This window comes from Orrella marina, assembly GCF_003058465.1.
In the GTDB taxonomy this organism is placed as follows: domain Bacteria; phylum Pseudomonadota; class Gammaproteobacteria; order Burkholderiales; family Burkholderiaceae_B; genus Algicoccus; species Algicoccus marinus.
Genome location: NZ_CP028901.1, coordinates 3,808,113 through 3,829,107, shown reverse-complemented (window position 1 = coordinate 3,829,107; position 20,995 = coordinate 3,808,113). Strand labels below are relative to the sequence as shown.

Below are 20,995 nucleotides of genomic sequence, written 5' to 3'. Positions count from 1 at the left end.
GGTCACGCGGTTGTCCTTTGCTCTTTCTTGAGTCTGAGACAGACCCGGGTGCCGGCACCCGGGCGAGAGGTCACGTCAAAGTCGGCATTCAGTCGTTGCGCGCGTTCGCGCATGATTCGCAATCCAATGTGCTGCTCAGCCTGAATCTGGCTGCTGTCCGGATCGAATCCTTGCCCGTCATCTTCTACACACACCTCAAAATCTTCCCGGTTGACCAGTTCAATCGTGACTTTTCCTGCCCTGGCATGCTTGCGGATATTCGACATCGCCTCTTGCACCACAAACAGGACTTGCAGTTGCTGCTCGGATGGCAAGGGAGCTCCTTCGTCCCGGATACGGGTCTGGACCGCAATGCCGGACTGCCGCTCAAACCGTTCAGCGGCTGATCGCAACGCACTGGCGAGATCACCTTGTTCCACGCGCACCCTGAAATTGGTCAGCAGCTCTCGCACATCGTCGTAACTCTCCTTGATGCCAACCTCCAGCAGGTCCATACCCTGCTCGATCTCTTCACGCTCACCTCGGGTAATTGAATCTCTCAGCATACGGACCTGCATCTTCATGAAGTTAAGGCTCTGGGCGATGGAGTCATGCAAGCCCTGAGCGACCAGATTGCGCTCCTGCGCAATCGCGAGCTCACGGGTACGCGCGAGCAGGCGCTGATTCTCGATTGCCACGCCCAGATGCTGCCCGAGTGACTCGAACAACTGTCGGTCGTTCTGAGTGAACTCTCGTGGCACCTGAAAGTGAAGAGTGTAGATGCCAAGGCGATTGCCGCCATGGACCACTTGCGCAACAGCAATCGCTGTGAACCCGGCCTCCTGACACGGAAGCGCGAACTCTTGCGGCATGTTCCTGAAGTCATGAATCACGGTCACACCTGACTGGGCTGCCTCACCACACACGCAGTCACCGATGTGCATGCACTGCTCACGCTCAACCAGGTTATCAGACAGTCCCTGATGAACCGCGATGTGCAGATTGTCATGGTGAGGATCCAGAATCCGGACCGACCCGCCGTCCGCGCCAAAGTAGGTGATCAGCCGCGACAGAAATCCTTCAGACTTGGCCCGGATATCACCAGGCCCTGACAAATAGGCCGAAAAATCATACAGCGTCGTGATCTCCCTGTTGCGCAACGCAAGGCTTCGGGTTTTATCTTGTACACGGCGCTCAAGATCCGCATACTGTTCGCTCAACTGAGCGGCCATGTCGTTGAAGCCTTCCGCAAGTTCGCCAAGTTCATCGCTACTTTCGACCGGCACTCTGTGCGAGAAGTTGCGCGCTGCCATCTGCGAGACACCGTGGCGCAATGCCTCAACCGGCCTGATGATCCAGCCATACATCAGATAGATCATCGCCACGCAACCTGCAATCATGAGGCCAATCAGTCCGAACTGAGACGCCCTGAGCAATGCTGTGTCGCGCGCGTTTTGTTGTTCCACAAAATGAACCAGCGTATTGGTCTGAACAAGAAAGTCCAGCAGACTTTTGCGATACTCTGAAAATGAAGGTTCCAACCCGCCTGCCGTCAATCCGTACTGCATGGCCTGCGGTGAAAGTTGCTCGCGCCAGATCCGGTCAATGCTGTCTAATTGAGCCTGCACCAGATCGGAGCTCGGCAGACGCAAAGGCCGGGTTGGCACGCCATGCCTGAGGTTATCAAACGTCTGGTCAACCTGTTTGACCAGGTCGGGAATCTGCTCGCTCTGATCACCGCCTTCTTCCATGATCAACGCAATGCGTACGGTCTGCATCCGCAGACTTCCAGCGTCGTTAATTGCTGCGGCCGCCCCTTCTAGCGCCCATGAGAGCCACAAAGTCCCGAGCACCATGGACAGACTGAAGACCAGCGCTGCCAGCAATGACATGACAAGTCGTCGACCGAGCCGGTAGTGACCTGAAACGGCATGGTGCCAGAATCCCTTCATTATCTGATCCTGTTCACTGTTCACACCTGACGACACTGGATTATCACCGGGCGTGAGCACGGAATCGGCATGGCTTACGGTCTGCTCCACCTCAGCCTCCTCTGCCAACAGTATCAATCTGAAGGTACTGGCAGATCAACCTTGCAATCTGCGCGGGCTCATTCAGCGGCCAGACCTCGGGCTTGAAAGGCAACGACTCATCGCTTGCCAAGGCAACCAGATGCGGGTCAGCCAGGCACCTCGGGTCATGCCCGACTGCATGACGAAACACCTCCATGCGGGGAATCGGATAATCATGGTACCCCTCGACCAGCACCAGATCGCACGGCGCAAGACGCGCGAGTTGCTCGTCCAGCGTCGGTACATCGGTACCGTTGAGTTCCCGCACGATAGCGTACCTGTGCGCAGAACAGACCATGACTTCATATGCGCCTGAAGCACGAAACCGGGCACTGTCCTTGCCGGGCGGCTCTACCGGAAAGTCGTGGTGAGTGTGTTTGATCACACTGGTCCTGACTCCCAGCGTCGACAGCTCTGGCAGCATGGCCTCGATCATTGTGGTCTTGCCACTGCCGGAATGACCTGAAACACCGAACACTTTCATGTCGTCCTCGTCCCTGGTTCAACCGTTCCGGGGGAGGCCGTGTTCTCGAGCGCACACACCACTGGCAGAAACTGTCCTGCCCTGTCTGAATAGGCGAGCAACTCGCCTCGTTCCAGATCAAAATACCAGCCGTGCAAGGTCAGACGACCATGCTCGACTGCGTCACGAACCCAGGGAAACGTCATCAGATTGTTCAGCGAGTTCAGGATGGAGGTTTTCTCGCAAATCCGGCATTGTGTCTCGAACGGCGTGTGACCGTATGCAGCCAGGGTCTTGCGCCGGGCTGGCTCTGCAATACGAACCCAGCTTCCCACAAAATCGAGTAATGCCGGCTCTGGTGTGTCAACCGACTCCATCAGGGCGCGGATACCACCGCAACGAGAATGCCCGAGGACGATGACACGCTCAACTTTGAGGGACTGAACCGCGAACTGGATCGCCGCACTCACGCCATGGTGACCATGACCAGACGGCTCACAGGGCGGAACCAGATTAGCAACATTGCGGGAAACAAAGATCTCTCCCGGATCTGCCCCCATCATCTGACTGGGATCGACTCTTGAGTCGCAGCAGCCAATCAGCAAGCTGCGCGGATGCTGACCTTGCGCAAGATCTTCAAAGAGTTCGTGCTTCTCATCAAAATACGTCTTTTGAAACGCTGCAAATCCGGCAATGAACTTCTCAAGATCATGTCTGGACATGATGATTCCTTTTTTCAACCGCCCGTCTGGGACATGAAACGCACAATTTTCTCGGGGCGCTGACTGAACTCGTGACGTTCTGGCTTTCGATCAATGGCAGATCTGATCAGCGTAACCAGTTGATGATCATCCATTCCCTGACGCAGGGCCGTGCGCAGACAGACTTTATCTTCCTGTCCGAGGCATAAATAGAGTGTGCCATCAACTGATAACCTCACGCGGTTACAAGTCTCACAGAAGTGCTGACTCATGGGCGTAATCACCCCGACCTGGCCCTTGCCGTCCCGTGTACGCCAGTAACGGGCCGGCCCGCCGCCAAGCGGCCTGATTTCCGGCACAAGATCCAGCTCCTGCCGGATGGGCTGCAGAACCGACTCGATCGGGAGCCATCCCGAAACTCTTCCGGTCTGGCCAACTGGCATGGTCTCGATCAGTCGAAGCACAAACCCCCTCTCAAAACAGAAATCCACCATTTCCCGGACCTGATGGGCATTGACATCCGGCATGACCACCATGTTGATCTTGATCGGCGTAAAACCAGCCGCCCTGGCCACTTCCAGCCCCTGCAGAACATCGGCCAGACAATCCCGCCCGGTGATGGATTCCACACAGTCGCCTGCCAGGCTATCCAGGCTGACGTTCAGACGCCTGACGCCAGCCTGCTTCAGTGCGCTCGCATGACGGGCCAGCATGGTTCCATTGGTCGAGACGGACAGGTCGTCCAGTCCATCCAGCGCGCAGATCCGGTTTGCAAGCTCTGGCAGATTCCTGCGCGTGAGCGGCTCACCACCAGTCAGACGTACATGCCGGGTACCCAGGCGTACGAACGCACCGACAATGCGCTCGATCTCTTCAAAGCTCAGCCAGTCAGCCGGCTCTTCAAACCCCTTGAAGTCCCTGGGCATGCAATAACCACAACGCAAGTCGCAGCGATCCGTCACGCTGACTCGCAAGTAGTCAATCGTGCGGCCAAACCGGTCAATGAGAGGCATGTTCGCGTTTTTCATGTGGTCATTGTCCCCGGAGTGTCGAGTTTTTGCCATGACTCGTTCGGGTGGGTCAGTCTAGTTCTTTCGGATGGGAAGTGCCGCCCAGAGTCTGATCCCGACACTCAAAAGTTCTCCCTCACACCTCCCGTCGGCCGGCCTCTCTAGACAAAAAGAACTATGTCACATCGGCCAAACGCCGTGCTCCCTATCCCGCCAATGACGAATGGGCAGCCATCCCGGGCAGGCGTAGTCTGTCGAGAGCTGGCAACAGCCTTCCGACACAACCCGTCCCGACCAGGCCGCCATCGCCGGCAGGATGCAATTCAGGAGACTTCTACCGTGGACTCACAAGCGCGCAAACCGGTGATGGTGCTGGCATCGAGCACCGTCGCCTTTACGATCTGCTTTGCAGTCTGGATGATGTTCGCCGTGATCGGCATCCCGATCAAGGATGAGCTTGGACTCAATGAAACCGAGTTCGGACTCATGGCTGCCATGCCGGTGCTCACCGGTGCCATTGTCCGAGTACCTCTGGGCTTCTGGACCGACAGGTTCGGCGGGCGGATCGTCTTCTTTCTATTGATGCTGTCGACCGTCATTCCGATCTGGATGATGTCTTATGCCACCGCATACTGGCACTTTCTGGTGATTGGCATGTTTGTCGGGCTCGCCGGTGGTTCTTTCTCGGTTGGCACTCCGTATGTCGCACGCTGGTTCCCTAAAAACCGCCAGGGTCTTGCCATGGGTATCTTTGGTGCTGGGAATTCTGGCTCTGCTCTCACCAAGTTCATCGCCCCCGCACTGATCGCCGCAGCGGGCGGAACGTGGACCATCGTGCCTCAGGTTTATTCGGTTGCCATGTTAGTGACTGCGATCCTTTTCTGGACGTTCTCGGCCACCAACCCGGCTCATGCCAGCTCGTCAGGTGCGACGCTCAGGCAGCAGTTCTCCATGCTCAAGGATCCGCGCGTCTGGCGCTACTGCCAGTACTACTCGGTAGTGTTCGGAGGATATGTCGCCCTGGCACTGTGGATGACCAAGTACTACGTCGGCGAGTACGGCTTCACCATCCAGAGCGCGGCCCTGCTGGCTGCTGTCTTCTCGCTTCCAGGTGGCGTACTGCGCGCGCTCGGTGGCTGGATCTCGGACAAATACGGCGCGTACAAGACAACCTGGTGGGTCATGTGGGTGTGCTGGGTGGCGTTCTTCATCCTGAGCTACCCACAGACAGAGTTCACCGTTGCAACGATCGATGGCCCCAGAACATTCAACATCGCGCTCTCGCCTGCGATCTTTACTTCATTGCTGTTCGTGGTCGGCATCGCAACCGCCATCGGCAAAGCGTCTGTATTCAAGTTCATTTCAGACGATTTTCCGAGCAACATCGGCGCGGTCTCCGGCATCGTCGGACTGGCAGGCGGTCTGGGCGGTTTCATCTTGCCCATCATGTTTGGCGCCCTGGTAGACATCACCGGTGTGCGGTCCTCGAGCTTCATGCTGCTCTACGGCACGGTCTGTGTGTCACTGGTGTGGATGCACTTCAGCTTCCGCGGTCAGTCCGGATCCGGACAGCGCGAGGCCACTGCACCCACGCACTGATGTCGGCCACGTCCATCACATCACCACACAGACTCTTTTCTGAATATTCCTTATTGCGCCCGCCTGAGCCTGACTGATCAGGCTCAGGCTCACCCCCTGGAGCACACCATGCCCTCAAACGTACTGACCCGCTGGGAACCGGAAGACAAAACCTTCTGGGAATCCGAAGGCAAGCGGATAGCCTACCGGAATCTGTATATCTCCATCCCGGCGCTGATGCTGGCCTTCAGCGTCTGGATGCTCTGGTCAGTGGTGGTTGTCAATCTGCCCAAAGCAGGCTTTGATCTGACCAAGAACCAGATGTTCTGGCTGACCGCCCTGCCCGCCCTGTCCGGTGCCACACTACGAATCTTCTATTCGTTTCTGGTTCCGATATTTGGCGGGCGCCGCTGGACCGCGATCTCGACGGCCAGTCTGTTGATTCCCGCCATTGGGATGGGGTTCGCCTTGCGTGACCCCTCTACCAGCTACCCAACCCTGCTGGTGCTGGCCCTGCTATGCGGTCTGGGAGGAGGCAACTTCAGTTCCTCCATGTCCAACATCAGCTTTTTCTTTCCCAAAGCCAGCAAGGGACTGGCGACCGGGTTGAATGCCGGTATCGGCAACCTCGGCGTCTCGATCGTCCAGTTTGTCACACCGCTGGTGATCTCGATTGGCATGTTCGGCGCACTCGGCGGTGGCGGGCACAGCATCACGGCTACTGACGGGACGACCCAGACCATCTGGCTGCAGAACGCCGGCTTCATCTGGGTGCCATTCATCGTGCTGGCAACGATTGCATCATGGTTCGGCATGCATGACATTGCCTCGGCCAAGGCCTCGTTTGCGGATCAGGCCATCATCTTCAAACGAAAACACAACTGGCTGATGTGCTGGCTCTATCTCGGCACTTTTGGTTCATTCATCGGGTTCTCGGCAGGCCTCGCGCTTTTGACCCAGTCACAGTTTCCCGGTATCAACCCGACCACCTACGCATTTCTGGGACCACTCGTCGGTGCTGCCGTCCGTCCGGTGGGTGGCTGGGTGTCGGACAAGCTGGGCGGAGCACGTGTGACTTTCTGGACATTCCTTCTGATGATTCTGGCTGTGCTGGGAGTGATGTTCTTCTTGCCAGACGGACAGGGTAGCGGCAACTTCTACGGATTCCTGACGATGTTCATCATACTGTTCGCACTCACAGGCATCGGCAACGGCTCAACCTTCCGGATGATCCCGGTGATCTTTCTGCAAGAGCGCCAGCAATCCGCCGCCAAGGACCCGGAATCCCAACGTCGCGCAACACTCGAGGGTGGCAAGGAAGCCGCAGCCGTGCTTGGTTTTACGGGTGCCATGGGGGCATACGGCGGATTCTTCATCCCCAAGACCTTCGGCACGTCCATTGATCTCACGGGCGCCCCGCACGCCGCACTCGCAACCTTCATTGCTTTTTACGCGTCCTGCCTGCTCGTAACCTGGTTCTGGTACTCGCGCCGCAACGCCCCCATGCCCTGCTAAGAAAAATCACCTAATCCGAAAGAACTAGCAACAACCGCCAAATGTAGTGACACACCTGTGCGTTAGGAGAATTGGCGCGCCGGACCCTGAGCCCTACGATGACTGCAGGATTCAAGGACTGAGAACGAAGGACTGAGAGGTCCACGCACCAAGCCCGCACTCATGGAGAAATAGCAATGAGTCATTTTTTAGACCGTCTGACCCACTTCTCGCTGCCCAAGGAGACATTCTCCGAAGGCCACGGCCAGGTCACCAATGAAGACCGTACCTGGGAAGACGCTTACCGTAACCGCTGGGCACACGACAAGATCGTTCGCAGCACCCATGGCGTGAACTGTACCGGATCATGTTCATGGAAGATCTACGTCAAGGGTGGGATCGTAACCTGGGAGACCCAGCAGACCGACTACCCTCGCACGCGCTGGGACATGCCCAATCATGAGCCGCGCGGCTGTGCCCGCGGGGCTTCCTATTCCTGGTACCTGTACAGCGCCAACCGGGTCAAATATCCCATGGTCAGAGGGCGTCTGCTCGAACGCTGGCGCGCCGCACTCAAAGTCACCAGAACCCCGGTTGACGCATGGGCACTGATCGCCGAGGATCCTGCTGCCCGAAAGGACTACCAGCAAGTCCGTGGCATGGGTGGGTTTGTGCGCAGCTCCTGGGAAGAAGTCAACCAGCTGATTGCCAGCGCCAACGTCTACACCATCAAGAAGTATGGGCCAGACCGTATTATCGGATTCTCGCCCATTCCGGCCATGTCGATGGTCAGCTATGCAGCCGGGAGCCGGTATCTGTCGCTCATCGGCGGGGTCTGCATGAGCTTTTACGACTGGTACTGCGACCTGCCACCATCGAGCCCGCAGGTCTGGGGAGAGCAGACCGACGTACCCGAGTCAGCTGACTGGTACAACAGCAACTACATCATCGCCTGGGGATCGAACGTTCCGCAGACCCGTACGCCAGACGCTCACTTCTTCACCGAAGTGCGTTACAAGGGCACCAAAACCGTCGCAGTCACACCAGACTTCTCGGAAGTCGCCAAGCTGGCCGACATCTGGATGCATCCCAAACAGGGGACTGATGCGGCACTGGCCATGGCCATGGGCCATGTAGCTCTCAAAGAATTCTACTTTCCGGATGGAGGTGGCAAGCGCAGCGCATACTTTGATGACTACGCCAGACGCTACACCGACCTGCCTATGGTTTTGCTTCTCAAGGAGCAGACGACACCGGATGGTCAGGTCATCCAGGTTCCGGACCGGTACCTGCGAGCCAGCGACATCGCTGGCCAGCTTGGCCAGGAAAACAATCCTGAATGGAAGACACTCGCGTTTGATGTGCAGGGCAATCTGGTTCTGCCCAATGGGTCGATCGGATTTCGCTGGGGACCGGAGGGCCGCTCAGATGAGCGCAAGTGGAACCTCGAGTCCAGGAATGCGGCCGACGGCCAAGAGACCAGACTCAAACTGTCGATCATCGAAGATGGCGATCAACCGCATGAAATTGTCGAAGTCGGATTGCCGTACTTTGGCGGCCAGAACACCCCTCACTTTGCGAACAACCCGGCGCAGGGCGACATCAATCGTGCCCGGGTCCCGGCTGTTCGCCTTACCCTGGCCGATGGCCAGTCGGTGCTGGCATCGACCGTTTTCGATCTGCAAGTTGCCCAGTATGGCATCGACCGCGGCCTGGGAAGCGGCGCGAAGTCATATGACGACGACGCGCCCTACACGCCCGCATGGCAGGAAAGCATCACTGGCGTTGCGCGCCAGCAGGTGATCACGGTAGCACGCGAGTTCGCCGAGAATGCCCACAAGACAGAAGGCCGCTCGATGGTGATCATTGGCGCCGCCATGAACCACTGGTACCACTGCGACATGAACTACCGTGGCGTCATCAATCTGCTGATGATGTGCGGATGTATCGGCAAAAGCGGGGGCGGCTGGGCACACTACGTCGGACAGGAAAAGTTGCGTCCGCAGACAGGCTGGACCGCACTGGCCTTCGCACTTGACTGGATCCGCCCACCTCGTCAGATGAACAGCACCAGTTTCTTCTACGCGCACACGGATCAGTGGCGTTATGAAAAACTCGATCTAGGGGAGATTGTGTCACCGCTGGCCGACAAGCAAGTCTATGGCGGCAGCATGATTGACTACAACGTGCGAGCAGAACGCATGGGGTGGCTGCCCAGTGCACCTCAACTCACGGCCAACCCGATCGAACTGGTCGCAAAAGCACAGGCAAACAATGTCGACCCCAAGGAGTTTGTGGCAAAAGCACTGGCGAGCGGCGAGTTGCAGATGAGCTGCGAGGACCCGGACGCACCTGAGAACTGGCCGCGCAACATGTTTGTCTGGCGTTCCAATCTGCTGGGCTCGAGCGGTAAAGGGCACGAGTACTTCTGCAAACATCTTCTAGGGACAGAAAGCGGCCTCCAGGGCAAGGACCTTGGCGAAGAGGATGCCAAGCCCAGGCATGTGAAGTGGCACGACCAGGCACCTGAGGGCAAGCTCGACCTGCTGGTCACACTGGACTTTCGCATGTCGACGACCTGCCTGTACTCGGACATCGTCCTGCCGACCGCCAGCTGGTACGAAAAGAACGACTTGAACACCAGCGACATGCATCCTTTCATCCATCCACTATCGGCAGCAGTTGACCCAGTATTCCAGTCACGCTCGGACTGGGAGATCTACAAAGGATTTGCCAAGGCATTCAGCGAGGTCTGCGTGGGTCACCTTGGCGTCGAGAAGGATGTGGTGCTCACACCGCTGATGCACGACACACCCGCCGAGCTCGCCCAGCCCTTTGACGTGAAGGAATGGAGAAACGGCGACTGTGACCTGATTCCCGGCAAGACAGCGCCTCAGATTGCCGTGGTCAGTCGCGACTATCCCAATGTCTACAAACAGTTCACAGCGCTCGGTCCACTGATGAAGCAGATCGGAAACGGTGGAAAAGGCATTTCCTGGAAGACCGAAACTGAAGTGACCCAGCTCGGACAGCTCAATGGCAAGACACTTGAGCCCGGCGCCACGCGGGACATGCCTCGCATCGTCACCGACATTGACGCCTGCGAGGTCATTTTGCAGCTGGCACCAGAAACCAACGGGCATGTCGCGGTCAAGGCATGGGAAGCACTGTCAAAGCAGACAGGACGTGACCATACCCATCTGGCCCTCTATCGCGAGGACGAAAAAATCCGTTACCGCGACATCCAGGCACAACCTCGCAAAATCATCAGCTCACCCACCTGGAGCGGGATCGAAAGTGAAACCGTGAGCTACAACGCCGGCTACACCAACGTTCACGAGCTGATCCCGTGGCGCACCCTGACTGGGCGCCAGCAGTTCTATCAGGATCACGCCTGGATGATTGCATTCGGTGAAGGTTTCAGCACCTATCGCCCACCGGTAGACCTCAAGACCACAAGTGGTATCCATCAGATCAAGCCCAATGGCAATACCGAGATCTTGCTGAATTTCATCACGCCACACCAGAAGTGGGGAATTCACTCCACCTACAGTGACAACCTGCACATGCTGACGCTGGCAAGAGGCGGTCCGATCATCTGGTTGAGCGAAGACGATGCAGGCAAAGCCGGAATCGTTGATAACGACTGGGTTGAACTGTTCAACATCAATGGGGCAATCGCAGCCCGGGCAGTGGTGAGTCAGCGGGTCAATCCCGGGATGGTCATGATGTATCACGCCCAGGAGAAGATCATCAACACCCCGGGATCCGAGATCACCGGCGTGCGGGGTGGCATTCACAATTCAGTCACCCGAATCGTGACCAAGCCAACCCACATGATTGGCGGCTATGCCCAGTACAGCTACGGTTTCAACTACTACGGCACGATCGGCACCAATCGGGACGAGTTCGTGGTGGTTCGCAAGATGAAGAAAGTCGACTGGCTTGATACACCCCGTGATGATCATCTGGCCAAAGTCTATCAATCGCAGGGCGAGAACCCTTAAAGCACGTCGAATCAAGGAGTCAGCAAATGAAAGTTCGTGCACAGATCGGCATGGTGCTCAATCTGGACAAGTGCATCGGGTGCCACACCTGTTCGGTGACCTGCAAGAACGTCTGGACCAGCCGTCCAGGCGTCGAGTATGCATGGTTCAACAACGTCGAGACCAAGCCGGGTATCGGCTACCCCAAAGAGTGGGAGAATCAGGACCGCTGGAAGGGTGGCTGGGAACGGCGCTCCAACGGAAGCATCGTCCCGAAGCAAGGTGGCAAGTGGCAGTTGCTCATGAAAATCTTTGCCAATCCTCACCTGCCACAGATTGACGACTACTACGAGCCGTTCACGTTCGATTACGACCATCTTCAGTCTGCACCGGAGATGAAACATGCACCGACAGCCCGGCCACGCTCACTGATCACCGGCATGCGCATGGAGAAGATCGAGTGGGGTCCGAACTGGGAAGAGCTGCTGGGTGGCGAGTTCAGCAAGCGCAGTGAAGACAGTAACTTCAATGGATTTGAAGCCGCGCAGAAAGAGATGGTCGGCCAGTTTGAGAACACCTTCATGATGTACTTGCCGCGGCTGTGCGAGCACTGTCTGAATCCGGCCTGTGTTGCTTCCTGCCCGTCCGGTTCCATCTACAAGCGCGAAGAAGACGGAATCGTGCTGATCGACCAGGACAAGTGCCGCGGCTGGCGCATGTGCGTGAGCGGCTGCCCGTACAAGAAGATTTACTACAACTGGAAAAGTGGCAAGGCGGAGAAGTGCATTTTCTGCTACCCAAGGATAGAGGCAGGTCAGCCAACGGTCTGCTCGGAAACGTGCGTCGGACGCATCCGGTATCTCGGCGTACTACTCTATGACGCGGACCGCATCGCCGAGGCAGCCAGTGTGGAACATGAGGCCGACCTGTACGAAGCTCAGCTCGACATTTTCCTGGATCCCAATGACCCCAGGGTCATTGAGCAGGCACGTGTCGACGGCATTCCGGATGCGTGGATGCAGGCTGCTCGCCAGAGTCCGGTCTACAAGATGGCGGTTGACTGGAAAGTCGCCCTGCCACTGCACCCGGAGTACCGCACGCTGCCGATGGTCTGGTATGTACCACCACTTTCACCCATATCGGCAGCCGCCAATGCAGGACTAGTCCAAGCCAACGGGCAGATCCCCGATGTGAGCCAGTTGCGCATTCCGGTCAAGTACCTAGCAAACCTCCTGACCGCCGGGAAGACTGAACCAGTAGTGCGAGCTCTCGAACGCATGCTGGCAATGCGTGTGTTCCAGCGCAACAAGCACGTTGACGCAAGGGTGGACACCGACGTGCTTGAACAAGTCGGACTCAGTGTCGCTGAGGTCGAGGATATGTATCGCTACATGGCCATCGCAAACTACGAAGACCGTTTCGTGATTCCAACCACCCATCGCGAGTATGCAGAAAATGCTTTCAATGTCCGCGGAGGCTGTGGTTTCAGTTTTGGAAACGGATGTTCGGAAGGGGTGACCGAAACCAGTCTGTTTGGGAGTGAGAAGAAGCGGACGATACCGATCAAGGTGGAGGCCTGACATGAAACGTTTCAACCACGCCACCAAAGCTGTCGGCCACACATTGCGTGTGCTAGCCCACCTGTTGCGCTATCCGGATACAGCAGTGCGCGAGCATTCGCAGGAGTTGATTGACGCGCTCGCGCAGGAGGGCGCACTCTCGCAATCTCGCCAGCAGGAACTGCGCCGTGTCATCACTCGTCTGGCCAGTGGCCCGTCGATGCTGATTGAAGCCGAGTACGTGGAGACCTTCGACCGGGGACGGCAGACATCCTTGTTCCTGTTCGAGCATGTCCACGGGGATTCCCGCGACCGGGGTCCTGCCATGATTGACCTGATCCAGACCTATGAACAGGCAGGCCTGCTGCTGGCGCCGCATGAGCTTCCGGACTACCTGCCGGTGGTGCTGGAGTTCGCTTCGACCCAGCCTGCACAGCAGGCGAGAGCATTTTTAGGCGAGACCGTACATATCGCACAAGCCATCTTCACGGCATTAGCCAACCGTCACAGTCCTTATGCAAGTGTACTGGCGGCAATCATCGAGCTGGCTGGCGAACAGGCTCGAGCCGTCGAGATTGCACAGGACGACGGTCTGGACGACAGCTGGGCGGAGCCCGCGGCCTTTGATGGTTGCTCCACCAAAGGCCAGGCTCGCCCAGGGCAACCACAACCGATCCATATCGTCAGACGAACCGAATCCCTTTCCCCTTCGAGCCACACCCCGAACCCAGGAGCGCAGGCATGAACACGCTGCATAATTTCCTATTCAACGTCTATCCATATATTTGTCTGACCGTGTTTCTGATGGGAAGCCTGGCCCGGTTTGACCGTGACCAGTACACCTGGAAGAGCGATTCGTCGCAACTGCTGCGCGCCAGGCAGTTGCGCTGGGGCAGTAACCTGTTTCACGCTGGCATCCTGTTTCTGTTTTTTGGACATACGGTCGGCTTGCTTACTCCGCATTTCATCTACGAGCCGTTCATCAGTCCTGGTGCCAAGCAACTGGTGGCCGTCTACGCGGGTGGCGTGGCTGGCATTATCTGTTTCATTGGTCTGACCATGCTGTTGCATCGTCGCCTGTTTGATCCCAGGATCCGGCTAACCAGTCACCGTACGGATCTCTTCATCCTGATCATCCTGTGGATCCAGCTGGTGCTAGGCCTGATCACACTGCCTTATTCAATCGGACATTCGGATGGCTCGGTGATGCTGGTACTTTCGGACTGGGCACAGCGCATCTTCACGTTCAGACCGGATGCCGCCGGACTCGTGGCACTTGACTGGCCTTACAAGGTCCATCTGGTGCTTGGCATGACCATCTTTTTGCTGTTCCCGTTTTCGCGACTGGTGCACGTCTGGAGTGGCTTTGGCACGCTTGCCTACCTCTTCAGACCACCACAAGTTGTTCGCAGCAGAAAACTGGGTCTCAAGCCAAGTGTGTCAAACCAGCAATCCGGCGCGTCACGTTGACGTCTGCCAGAAGCCCGAGAACAGGAACGATCATGACAACATCCATGCCCAGCATCAATAACACGCAACTGGCCCACCCAGATGAGGCAGTGTCAGCCGACTCGCTGCGAGAAAGGGCCTACACAGAACTGCTGCGCCAGCGTGCCGTGGCGCTTGGCCTGCTTCAGGACCATGGCATGTCTGCGTTTCAGTTCCCGGATAGCCAGACGCAAGACATCATCGAGCAGATGCTAGAGCGTGAAGTGAGCACACCCGAGCCGGACCCACAGGAGCAACAACGGCATTACGCGGCCAACCGGCATCGATACGTTATCGACCAGTCCTTGCACGCACGCCACATTCTTTTCGCGGTCACGCCCGGGGTCAACGTGCAGGCACTGGCAAACAAAGCCGAGGGCGTACTGCTTTCTCTCACGGCCAGGGACGCAGCACCTGATGGTTTCGCCAGAGCTGCCGCCGAATATTCGAACTGCCCCTCATCGCAACAGGGTGGCGATCTCGGCTGGATCACGCCTCAGGAGTGTGCGCCCGAGCTTGCTCAGGCATTCTTCTGGGACAGTGCCGGCATGATGCCGCCCGGACTACATCCACGCCTGGTGCACTCCCGGTTCGGTTTGCACATCGTCGAGGTTCTGGCCTCAAACCAAGGTCGGCAGTTGACATTTGAGGAGGTTCAGGAGCGGGTCGCCATGACCCTTCAAGTCCAGTCACGTTCAACCGCATTACGCCAATACATGATGATTCTGGCGGGCGAGGCCGATGTTCGTGGCGTGGAAATTGAAGGGGCAGACAGCCCCCTGGTTCAGGGGTAGCAAGCATGATTGATCAATTTGACGATTTGCTCAAACTGGCAAATGAGCAGGCCCTGAAACAACACTTGTTTCTGGTGTATACCATTGCCGAATTACCTGAAGACAGTACTGAAGAGCAACGCAGGGAGTTTGAGCAAGGCCACGGCGGTGCGCTAGTCCCGGCGGCCAGTGTCGACAAGCGCGCCTCGGACATCAAGTCGTTTGCAGACTTGGAACACGAGGCGCGCCAGTTTATCCCTCAGTGGGACATTCTGTTTGTCACGGCAATGGACGTAATGCCCGGTCATGAACTCGACGAAGCTCAAATCGCCACGCTGATGGAGCGTGTGGTTGAACAGATCAAGAGTGGTCAGATTGGTCACTTCGTCTCGTTTGACCGTCAAGGCAATGCGGTGGCTTTGAACTAAGGGACTGTTAACAAATAATATAGTCGAATGACTAGGGTCGTATGCAGTAATTCCATTCGCCATGAAAATCGCTTCGATCGATCTTGATCGTCGCCATTTGGGCGTCAGTGACAGAAATTCCCTTCGGATACGCGGCAGTATCGAGCTCGGCCTTAACCGACAGGCCGCTACGGGTTCGTGTGTTGGCGATCAGATTGACAATGACTTCGTGACTGATCAGTGGGCGCGCGCGCCAGTTCATGGTGATGAACGAGAACAAGCGGTGTTCAATCTTGTTCCATTTGCTGGTCCCGGGAGGAAAGTGATGCACGTGAATCTCGAGCCCCAGTTCCCTGGCTAACTGGCTCAACTCATACTTCCATAGCCGAACCCGATGGCCATTGCTGCCACCACCATCTGCTGTGATCGTCAATCGGCTGGCTTCAGGATAGCGCGCTCGGCCCATCGAGAACCACCAGCGCCGGATAGTTTGCACGGCAAATGCCGACGTGTCGTGATCCGTTCCCACGCTGACCCAACCCTCATTAGCACCTATGTCATAAACGCCGTACGGATTGGCGCGCCCCAGATCCTTGTCGACAAAGTCATGAACTTGGACCTGATCGGGTTGACCTCTAGGCAGCCATCGCTGGCCCGCGTTCTTGAATGCCCCAACCAGCTCCTTCTTTTTGGTATCGACCGAAATGACCGGTTCGTTTGCATCCAGTGCGATCTTCACGGCTGCATTGATGTGCTCAAACTGTGCGTTTCGATCAGGACTCTGGTTGCCTTCGAGCACCTTGGCGTTTGCTTGCAGACTAAAATTCTGGCTACGCAATATATTGCCCACCACCACATGGCTGACCTGATGATGTCTGGTCTTGAGCTCATCGGCCAGATTGCGCAGACTCTTGCATGTCCAGCGCAACGGTGACTCCGGGTCACCTCGCGTGGTCGGCTCGACCAGAGCCAAAAGGTCTGCAACCAAGGTCTCATCGGTTGTCTCGAGTCGCTTGCGGCCACCTCCCGGTCGACGCGATCCTGTTGCCGTCATGGACCGAGAGTCATCCGCCGCGTCGATACTTTTCAACGAGCCGAGCTCCTTGATACCGGCGGCTACCGTTGTGCGGGATGCACCAGTGGCCGATGCCACCTCCGCTATGCCACCTCGACCGAGTGCTTTGGCTTCTGCGCCGAGCAACAATCTTCTCTGACGCTCATTGAGTGTCTCGTTCAGCGCCTCCCAGCGCAAAGCGATTGGTGAGATATTCGGCATTCGATAAGCATAGCCGATTCCCAATAAATAACCAAGTTAAATATTTACAGTCTCTAAGCGCCTCTCATGCATATCTGAGCGGATCAGGTCAGGCGCTTAAACCGGTCATAGCCAGCACTTCACGCAACCTTGTCAACTCAGGCTGGTGAAGTGTTGCGACCTGTTCCAGCACGGCCTCTGCATCCGCGCACAGATAGACCCGGACTTGCCGCTGATCAGTCGGACAGGGACCACGTCGCACCAGGCCGGCTGCCTCGCATCGGTTCACCAGAGCGACAACGCCGTGATGCCTGGACTGCAACCTCTCGGCCAACTCGCTGATGGTGGCCCAGTCCCGGTCTGGTTGTCCCTTCAAATGGAGCATTAACTGGTACTGCAGCGGTGTCAGACCATGCTCGCGACAGATGTCCTCGCTGACTCGTAAAAAGCAACGTAGACGGTAACGAAACTGTGACAGCCGCTCGAAATCGACGCAAACCGCATCCTGGATGTCCTGACCAGCCATCGTGTTTCCCCCGTTTAACGAGCATGTAACGATTGATTGACAATCATCATATTATTGCCATACAAATACATCATGTTGTGATATATGGGCAGTCGATCCGAATGTTCGCTTCGCAACCCGGCAGAAGGAGCACGTCATGTTGATCCTCTCAATTCCCCAGATGATTATTTCCTCGCAAAAGGGATGGCAGGACCTGGTGCAAAACAGACCGACGCTCGCTAGCCTGTTCTGGCGACTTGTCTTACCGCTATCGCTGATTCCACCAGTCATGCTGTTCTTCTACGGGCCAGTCTACGGCGATCTGTTGATACAGGGCTACAGCAACAAACCCTGGCAACTCATCGCACCCGTGTTCTTCGGGGCCGAAATGCTCACCTGGCTGCTCATGGGCTGGCTCATCAGACAAGTCACGCAGTCCCACTGGATTGAAGTGAATTCGACTGATGCATTTCGACTGGCCAGTATTGCGCCTGTACCGTTGTGGTTGTCTGCCTTCGGACTGTTCATACCCGACATGACGGTGAACGTCATACTGGCCCTGCTCGCCTTGGCAGCGACCTGCAGTCTGATTCATCACGGTGTCAGAGCAGTCCTGAGAGTGGAAGACCAACTGGTCGCGGCGGCCATCACGCACACCGTCATGGGCGCTGGCATTGCAGGCTGGTCATGTCTGCTGCTGCTCATCGCCTGGATCTGACTTGCCAGTGCGCTGACCTCGGTCCAGATGCCTGGACCGTCGGCCTCAGTATTGCTTGGTCACCGTGAACACGATCGAGCCCGTGTTGCCTTGCACAAGCGGGGCCAGTAGGTGCCATGTAACTGCATGAAGCCTGATTATCACCTGAGACCGATCGGGGCGCAGATTTCCAGCCAGAGTCGTACGGAAGACAGACAACCCGCGCAGCGCCCAACCTGCACGCACTACACATAACGACCCCGAATGTTCTACGCTTGCCCAGTCGCTTGCAGGGTCTGCTGCAAACGACTGAATCCGGGGCAGATATCGCGACACGTTCCATCGATCGTCACGTTAGACGTGACGATCAAGGTTTGTTACCCTTTTAAAGTAAAACTTTAGTCACCAATCAAGGGATTTCTCTATTGAGGCAGCCCGTCCATTCGTTCAGACTGATAAAAGATCCTTCCAATCTTCGAGCACTAGCTACTTTCAAGAAAATCATCACAAGGTAACTCCGTGAACTCAGCTTACAAACAGCCTGTATTCGTTTTGTCCGTTCTCATCATCACCGTACTGGTGCTGATCGGGGCGGTGGCCCCGAAACAGTTCGGGGATGTCGCACAATCCGGACTGGACTGGGCGACTACACGCTTCGGATGGTTCTTCCTGATGTCAGTATTCGGATTTGTGGTCGTCCTCGTATACCTCGCCTTCTCAAAATACGGAGAAACCAAGCTAGGCCCACCAGACAGCGTGCCCGAGTTCTCCTATTACTCATGGATCGCGATGCTGCTGGCAGCAGGGTTCGGAATCGGTCTGGTTTTCTATGGTGTGGCCGAGTCGATGATGCACTTTGTCACGCCACCACACGGCATGGCCGAGCCAGGAACCGACAGAGCAGCCGAACTCGCGCTTCAGTACAGTTTCTTTAACTGGGGGGTCAGTCAATGGGCTGCTTTCTCTGTGGTTGGCCTGATCATCGGGTTCTTCCAGTTTCGCAAAGGCAAGCCCGGCCTTGTATCGGTTGTCATGGATCCACTGACCCGCAAGTCCAGGTTTCGCCACCAGATCAACGGTGCACTGGACATCTTTGCTGTTGTCGCAACCGTCATGGGTGTGGCGACGTCCCTCGGCCTGGGGGTGCTGCAAGTCAACGGCGGACTGGAGTACCTTTATGGGATCCCGGAAGGCTTCGTTTGGCAGGCCATCATTCTGGGCGTGATGTTCACCGCCTACATGCTGTCAGCCGCATCGGGACTGGACAAGGGCATCAAGATTCTCTCCACAATCAATCTGACTGTTGCGCTCGCGCTGATGGTGTTCGTACTGATGTTCGGACCGACGCTCGCCATCCTGAACTACTTCACACAGGCCCTCGGTAATTATCTGCAGCACTTCATTTTCATGAGCCTGCAGACCAACGCGCCGGGCGATACCAGTTGGGGCGCCGGATGGACGATCTTTTACTGGGCGTGGGTGATTGCCTGGTCGCCCTTCGTCGGCACCTTCGTTGCGCGGATTTCCTACGGTCGCACGGTTCGCGAGTTCGTGCTGGGTGTGCTGGTGGTACCTCCATTGCTTGCCTGCGTCTGGATGGGTGTGTTTGGCGGGGCAGCCCTGCACTTTGACCTGGTACAAGGTGCCAACATTGCCGAAGCAGTGCAGAGCAACATCACGACGTCTCTGTTCCGGTTCTTCGAGCTCTATCCGATGTCGGAGTTTTTGTCGATTCTAGGCATGATTCTGGTGTTCATTTTCCTGATCACGTCTGCTGACTCGGCCTCCTACATCGTTGCGCAGCTGACCGATCGCGGCAATCCGGCCCCTCCACTTGCCAAACGTCTGGCTTGGGGTGTGCTGATTGCAGCCATCTGCCTGACACTGATCGCCACCGGTGGACTGCAGGCCTTGCAGGCGGCCGCCATTCTGGCAGCACTGCCGTTTGTGCTGATTCTGTACGCGATGGTCTGGATGCTGTTCAGGGAGCTTGCTGAGGATCGCAAGGCACAACTTGAGATGCTCTATCAGGCAAACGACCAGACACCTGTCGGCGCCTCGCTGGAGGAAGCCCGGCAGCTCACGGAGGATGATGAACTGGGTGCATCTGCAACGGGCTCGTCAAACCAGTAAACAGTGACTGTAGAGGCCGGCGTCGAGCTGGCCTCTAAACGTTCGGCTTCAGTTCTTCTTTGCAAACAGGCAGACGTATCGCCAAGTTTCGCGAACCCCCTTGGCACATCAATACATGCATTGATGTGTGACATCGCACCCGACATGTATGTTCTGGCGCAAGTCGTGGTTATCGACCCAGCCTGTAAGGCTCCTCAAACGCCAGAAAGTCATTTTCTGCGCGGGCGCGCTGAACCCATTGCGCCACGGCCGGTGTGGTGGCCACACGGTTGATGTAATCGTCTGACTGTTTTGACACGGGCAAACCGTACCCCCTGATACGCATGCAGACCGGCGCAAAAAATGCATCAGCAATGCTGAACTCACGAAACAGAAAAGGCCCACCACTCAGGGCACGAGATATTTCCCACAGACTTTCGATCTGCGCCACATCGCGCCTGACCTCCGGATGATCACGCCAGATCAGCGCACCTGTCTGGCGCAGATCCGCCTCAATGTTCATGGGGCAGGCTGTTCGCAAGGCTGCAAAGTCACTATGCATCTGGGCACAGACGCTGCGGGCCTGGGCTCGCAAGGACCGCTCTGCAGGCCAGAGCGGTCGATCTGGATATTGTTCCGCCAGGTACTCCGCGATCGCCAGGGAATCCCACACGACCAGATCACCATCGATCAGGACTGGTACCTTGCCTGTGGCTGATAACGCCAGTGCGGATTGCTTAAACACAGAATCTGGCTCAAACCCATCAAATCGCAGATACCGTTCACGAAACGGAATGTTGAAATGCTGCAGCAAGAGCCATGCACGCATCGACCAGGACGAATAGTTGAGATTGCCAATCGCAAGTTCAAGCATTGGAGTGTTTCCTGTTGATTCGTTGAGAAAGCTGAGCAGCGA

Annotated in this window: 17 protein-coding genes; 10 read left to right on the top strand and 7 right to left on the bottom strand. The window is 56.8% G+C overall.

What is annotated here, in order from left to right:
- Window positions 1–2 precede the first annotated feature (2 nt).
- The 4 genes from DBV39_RS17445 to moaA form a co-directional block, all read right to left on the bottom strand.
- The gene (locus tag DBV39_RS17445; RefSeq protein ID WP_108623358.1) at window positions 3–1,931 is read right to left on the bottom strand and encodes a GAF domain-containing protein; all 1,929 of its coding nucleotides are present in this window, start codon (window positions 1,929–1,931) and stop codon (window positions 3–5) included.
- A gap of 91 nt (window positions 1,932–2,022) precedes the next feature.
- The gene (gene mobB, locus DBV39_RS17440; protein ID WP_108622637.1) at window positions 2,023–2,535 is read right to left on the bottom strand and encodes a molybdopterin-guanine dinucleotide biosynthesis protein B; all 513 of its coding nucleotides are present in this window, start codon (window positions 2,533–2,535) and stop codon (window positions 2,023–2,025) included.
- Window positions 2,532–3,236 (bottom strand): carbonic anhydrase, encoded by a 705-nt coding sequence (locus tag DBV39_RS17435; protein ID WP_108622636.1) that lies wholly within the window; start codon window positions 3,234–3,236, stop codon window positions 2,532–2,534. The genes mobB and DBV39_RS17435 overlap by 4 nt, the downstream gene beginning before the upstream one ends.
- Before the next feature lie 14 nt (window positions 3,237–3,250).
- Window positions 3,251–4,243, bottom strand: a complete 993-nt coding sequence (gene moaA, locus DBV39_RS17430; RefSeq protein ID WP_227870693.1) for a GTP 3',8-cyclase MoaA — start codon at window positions 4,241–4,243, stop codon at window positions 3,251–3,253.
- Window positions 4,244–4,591: 348 nt separating this feature from the next.
- Between moaA and DBV39_RS17425 the strand changes: the two genes are divergently transcribed.
- The 8 genes from DBV39_RS17425 (at window position 4,592) to DBV39_RS17390 (ending at window position 15,531) form a co-directional block, all read left to right on the top strand.
- Window positions 4,592–5,824 (top strand): MFS transporter, encoded by a 1,233-nt coding sequence (locus tag DBV39_RS17425; protein ID WP_108623357.1) that lies wholly within the window; start codon window positions 4,592–4,594, stop codon window positions 5,822–5,824.
- Between the two features lie 108 nt (window positions 5,825–5,932).
- A complete protein-coding gene (locus DBV39_RS17420) occupies window positions 5,933–7,318 on the top strand; it encodes a NarK family nitrate/nitrite MFS transporter (protein ID WP_108622634.1) in 1,386 nt (461 codons plus the stop codon).
- A gap of 176 nt (window positions 7,319–7,494) precedes the next feature.
- Entirely contained in the window at window positions 7,495–11,304 is a 3,810-nt protein-coding gene (locus tag DBV39_RS17415; RefSeq protein ID WP_108622633.1) for a nitrate reductase subunit alpha, read from the top strand.
- A gap of 26 nt (window positions 11,305–11,330) precedes the next feature.
- A complete protein-coding gene (narH, locus tag DBV39_RS17410; protein WP_108622632.1) occupies window positions 11,331–12,863 on the top strand; it encodes a nitrate reductase subunit beta in 1,533 nt (510 codons plus the stop codon).
- A gap of 1 nt (window position 12,864) precedes the next feature.
- Window positions 12,865–13,587 (top strand): nitrate reductase molybdenum cofactor assembly chaperone, encoded by a 723-nt coding sequence (gene narJ / locus DBV39_RS17405; protein ID WP_108622631.1) that lies wholly within the window; start codon window positions 12,865–12,867, stop codon window positions 13,585–13,587.
- Window positions 13,584–14,312 (top strand): respiratory nitrate reductase subunit gamma, encoded by a 729-nt coding sequence (gene narI / locus DBV39_RS17400; RefSeq protein WP_108622630.1) that lies wholly within the window; start codon window positions 13,584–13,586, stop codon window positions 14,310–14,312. The genes narJ and narI overlap by 4 nt, the downstream gene beginning before the upstream one ends.
- Window positions 14,313–14,344: 32 nt before the next feature.
- A complete protein-coding gene (locus tag DBV39_RS17395; RefSeq protein ID WP_108622629.1) occupies window positions 14,345–15,124 on the top strand; it encodes a peptidylprolyl isomerase in 780 nt (259 codons plus the stop codon).
- Between the two features lie 5 nt (window positions 15,125–15,129).
- Complete coding sequence (locus DBV39_RS17390; protein WP_108622628.1) at window positions 15,130–15,531, top strand: ribonucleotide reductase subunit alpha; 402 nt, start codon at window positions 15,130–15,132, stop codon at window positions 15,529–15,531.
- Between the two features lie 31 nt (window positions 15,532–15,562).
- Here DBV39_RS17390 and DBV39_RS17385 read toward each other — a convergent pair whose 3' ends face one another.
- Both DBV39_RS17385 and DBV39_RS17380 read right to left on the bottom strand, forming a co-directional pair.
- A complete protein-coding gene (locus DBV39_RS17385) occupies window positions 15,563–16,786 on the bottom strand; it encodes an ISAzo13 family transposase (RefSeq protein WP_108622627.1) in 1,224 nt (407 codons plus the stop codon).
- Window positions 16,787–16,874: 88 nt separating this feature from the next.
- Window positions 16,875–17,291, bottom strand: a complete 417-nt coding sequence (locus tag DBV39_RS17380) for a MarR family winged helix-turn-helix transcriptional regulator (RefSeq protein WP_108622626.1) — start codon at window positions 17,289–17,291, stop codon at window positions 16,875–16,877.
- A gap of 136 nt (window positions 17,292–17,427) precedes the next feature.
- Between DBV39_RS17380 and DBV39_RS17375 the strand changes: the two genes are divergently transcribed.
- Both DBV39_RS17375 and DBV39_RS17370 read left to right on the top strand, forming a co-directional pair.
- A complete protein-coding gene (locus DBV39_RS17375) occupies window positions 17,428–17,988 on the top strand; it encodes a Yip1 family protein (RefSeq protein ID WP_108622625.1) in 561 nt (186 codons plus the stop codon).
- A gap of 498 nt (window positions 17,989–18,486) precedes the next feature.
- On the top strand, window positions 18,487–20,100 hold the full coding sequence (locus DBV39_RS17370) for a BCCT family transporter (RefSeq protein WP_108622624.1): 1,614 nt from the start codon (window positions 18,487–18,489) through the stop codon (window positions 20,098–20,100).
- Window positions 20,101–20,269: 169 nt separating this feature from the next.
- Here the strand turns inward: DBV39_RS17370 and DBV39_RS17365 are convergent, their stop codons facing one another.
- Window positions 20,270–20,953 carry a glutathione S-transferase family protein gene (locus DBV39_RS17365; RefSeq protein WP_108622623.1) on the bottom strand — a complete coding sequence of 228 codons (684 nt, stop codon included), beginning with the start codon at window positions 20,951–20,953 and terminating at the stop codon, window positions 20,270–20,272.
- Window positions 20,954–20,995: the final 42 nt, after the last annotated feature.